The 3,460-nt window shown below is 75.0% G+C and carries 1 protein-coding gene and 1 pseudogene; one reads left to right on the forward strand and one right to left on the reverse strand.

Annotated elements, in window-relative coordinates; translation table 11 throughout:
• Window positions 1-400, reverse strand: a pseudogene (locus E1266_RS36350) (hypothetical protein); the annotation flags it as partial.
• 392 nt (window positions 401-792) lie between these two features.
• On the opposite strand from E1266_RS36350, the gene E1266_RS36355 reads away from it, so the two are divergent.
• Window positions 793-3,460: nitrate- and nitrite sensing domain-containing protein (locus E1266_RS36355; protein WP_132055001.1), on the forward strand; the 2,668-nt coding region annotated here is incomplete at its 3' end.

The following is a 3,460-nucleotide window of genomic DNA, read 5'->3' on the forward strand; positions in this document are numbered from 1 at the left end:
CGAGGGGCTCGGCGGCGACGGCGCGGGCGGGGGAGCCCGCGACGGCGGCGTGGACGGCGGCGTCCATGGCCCGGTCGGGGCCGGTGGACAGCGGGACGACCACCGCCGCCGGGGCGTCCTCGTCGCGCCGCAGCCCGGCGAGGACGGCGTTCAGATTCGCCTCGTCGCCCTCCAGGTGCGCGATGTAGGCCGGCTGGCCGGTGTGCTCGATCTCGACGAGCCGGCCGAGTTCGCGGGCGACCTCGGCGCCGGCCTGCCGGGCGTGGCCGGGGACGGCCAGGACGAGCGCTGGGGATCCGGGGGGCAGCAGGAAGGACTCGTCGCCGCGGTGGCGGCCGCCGCGGGGCGTGCGGCGCCGTCGGGACGGAAGTGCCTCGGATGCCTGGCTTTCGGGACTCACGGCGGGCATCGTAACGCCCTGCGGCCCGTGCGTCGGCCTTCCGCCCAGGCCGGTCATGTCCGGCGGGCCGGTGCGGGCGCCCTCGTTCCGGCCGCCGTCGTTGCCTGTATGGATCGCCGATCTCCTTCCCGTTCCGGCCGCGACGCGAGCGTGGGGTGAAGGAGCACAGTATGGCGCATCCACCCCGGGACGACAGGGGGAAATGAAGTAACTTGTCCGGATTTGCCGCAATCTCTTTGCGGAGGTTCGGCGGCATCCTCCCGGCCGGACGCATAGCCGCAGGTGACACGGAATGGTCCCAATGCGTCCGAAAGGCGCCAAAGGGGTTGCGGCCCCGTCACGCACCGCCTTTATGATCCAGGGACCCTCCGCGCCGGAACGTTCGAGGTCACATGGATTTCGTTTCATCCAGGGGGGACGCCCCCCAGGACACCACGGCGAAGACCGATGAGCGCCGCCCTGCCGACGCGGCCGGCCACCGGCGCACGCGCCCGATCCGCGCCCGCGCGACCCGCACGCGGTCGATCAGCACGCGGGTGACCGCGCTGCTGCTGGTCCCGCTGCTGTCCCTCGTCGCGTTGTGGGGCTACGCGGCCAACACCACCGGCCGGGACGCGCTCGCCCACCGCAACTACCACACGCTCGACCGCCTGCTGGCGCCGACCGGCCAGGCCGTGCTGGTGGAGCTGGGCAAGGAGCGCCAGGCGTCCGCCGTGTTCCTCAGCACCCCGCGCGAGAGCGCGCCGTCCACGCCGCCCGCGCTCGACCAGCAGCGCAAGCGCCTGGACGCGGCCATCCAGCACTTCCGGCGGGAGGCCACCTCCGAGGCCGCCCGGGACGCCATGCCCGCCGGGCTGGAGGAGCGCGTCGAGGAGGTCATCCGGGGGCTCGGCGGGCTCACCGGCCTGCGGACGGGCATCGACGCGCGCTCCATCGAGCGGCTGACCGCGATCAACTACTACGGCACCATGGTCGACGACGTGCACCGGGTGTACGACCGCCTCGACATCGACGACTCCGACCTGTACAACGCGACGCTCGCGACCCGGCACGCCGGCCGCGCCATCGAACTGCTGCAGCGCGAGAACGCGCTGATCGCCTCCGCCCTCATCACCGGGGGCCGGATGACGGCGCCCGAGCACCGGATGTTCGTCGAGATGATCGGTGAGCAGCGCTGGCACTGGACGAGGCAGCGCTCGCTCCTCGACCGGGAGGTCTACGCGACGACGACCGCGCCCGTGTTCGCGTCCCCGCTCTACCAGAGCTTCCGGGGCATCGAGGACCGGATCGCCGACGCCGACCCGCGCAGGCCGCTCCCCATCGGCGCGGAGGAGTGGCAGCGGACGGCGCAGCAGCTGGTGCTGCGGACCAACGACATGCTGCTCAGCAACTCCCGGCTCGCGGGCGAGGACGCCGACCGGCTCGGCCGCGACGCCTACGTCCGGCTCGGCGTCGTCGGCGGCCTCGGCCTGCTGGCGATCCTCGTCTCGGTGCTGCTGTCACTGCGGGTCGCGCGGGGGTTCGTCCGCGAGCTGGTCGGGCTGCGCGGCTCCGCCGAGGAGCTCGCCGACCGCCGGCTGCCCGCCATCGTCGACCGGCTGAGCCGCAACCAGCGGGTGGACGTCGCCGCCGAGGCGCCGCCCCTGGCGGCGGGCCGCACCGCCGAGGTCGCCCAGCTCGCCGAGTCGTTCTCCAAGGTGCAGCGCACCGCCGTCGACGCCGCCGTCGGCCAGGCCGAGCTGCGGGCGGGCGTCAGCCGCATCTTCCTGAACATCGCCCGCCGCAACCAGTCGCTCCTGCACCGCCAGCTGACGATGCTGGACGCGCTGGAGAGCCGCGCCGAGCCCGACGACCTGGAAGACCTCTTCCGGATCGACCACCTCACCACCCGCATGCGGCGGCACGCGGAGAGCCTGATCATCCTGTCCGGCGCCACGCCGGGCCGCGGCTGGCGGCACCCGGTGCGCTTCGCCGACGTGCTGCGCGCGGCCGTCTCGGAGATCGAGGACTACACCCGGGTGACCGTCCTCACCGAGTCCGCGGACGGCCTGGTCGGCGCGGCGGTCACCGACGTCGTCCACCTGCTGGCCGAGCTGCTGGAGAACGCGGCGACGTTCTCCCCGCCGACCACCGAGGTCCGGGTGATGGCCGAGCGCGTCGGCACCGGGTTCGCCGTCGAGATCGAGGACCGCGGCCTCGGCGTCCGGCCCGAGCTGCTCGAAGAGGCGAACCGGCGGCTCGCCGAGCCGCCCGAGTACGACCTCGTCGACACCGACCAGCTCGGGCTGTTCGTCGTCGCGCGGCTCGCCGCCCGGCACGACATCACCGTGTCGCTGCAGCGGTCCCCGTACGGCGGCGTGACCGCGATCGTGCTGCTGCCGCACGAGCTGGTGGTGCCCGCCGAGCAGATGGCGGCGGCCGAGGCGTCCGCCGAGATCGAGCCCGGGGACCACCTCGCGGACGACGGCGCGGCGCACGGCCGGGCCGGGGAGCCGCGCGAGGCCGCGCTGGTGCCCGCGCCGCGCTCGGAGTCGGTCGTCCCGCTGCGGGAGACCGACGAGTCCGGGCGGTTCGCGTCGCTGCCCGCCGCCGAGCCGCACGAGCGGCGCCTGCGCGCGGAGGACGCCGGCGGGTACGGCTCCGGCGAGCGCGGCTCTGGCCAGCACGGCACGGACGGGCCCATGGAGGCGCCGCCCGTGCTGCCCGAGCTGTCCGCCCCCGCGGTGTCGTGGGGGACGCCCGGCGAGACCGGGCCCGGCACCCCGTCCGGGCCCCGGCCGAACCCCTGGTCGGACGAGGCCGTGCCCGTCCCGGAGATCGTCCCGGAGATCGTCCCGGAGATCGTCCCGGAGATCGTCCCCGACACGGTCGGGGAGGCCCCCGAGGACGCCGGTGCGCACTCCGCCGGGGGCCCGGCCGAGGTCGTGGACGCCGACGAGATCGTGGACGCGGACGTGGTCGACGACACCCGGGAGGACTGGCAGCCCGCGGGCACCCACGCCGGCCTGCCCCGCCGGGTGCGGCAGGAGAACCTGGCCCCGCAGCTCCGCAAGCGCCCCC

The sequence above is a fragment of the Actinomadura sp. 7K534 genome (assembly GCF_004348575.1).
Taxonomy (GTDB): domain Bacteria; phylum Actinomycetota; class Actinomycetes; order Streptosporangiales; family Streptosporangiaceae; genus Spirillospora; species Spirillospora livida.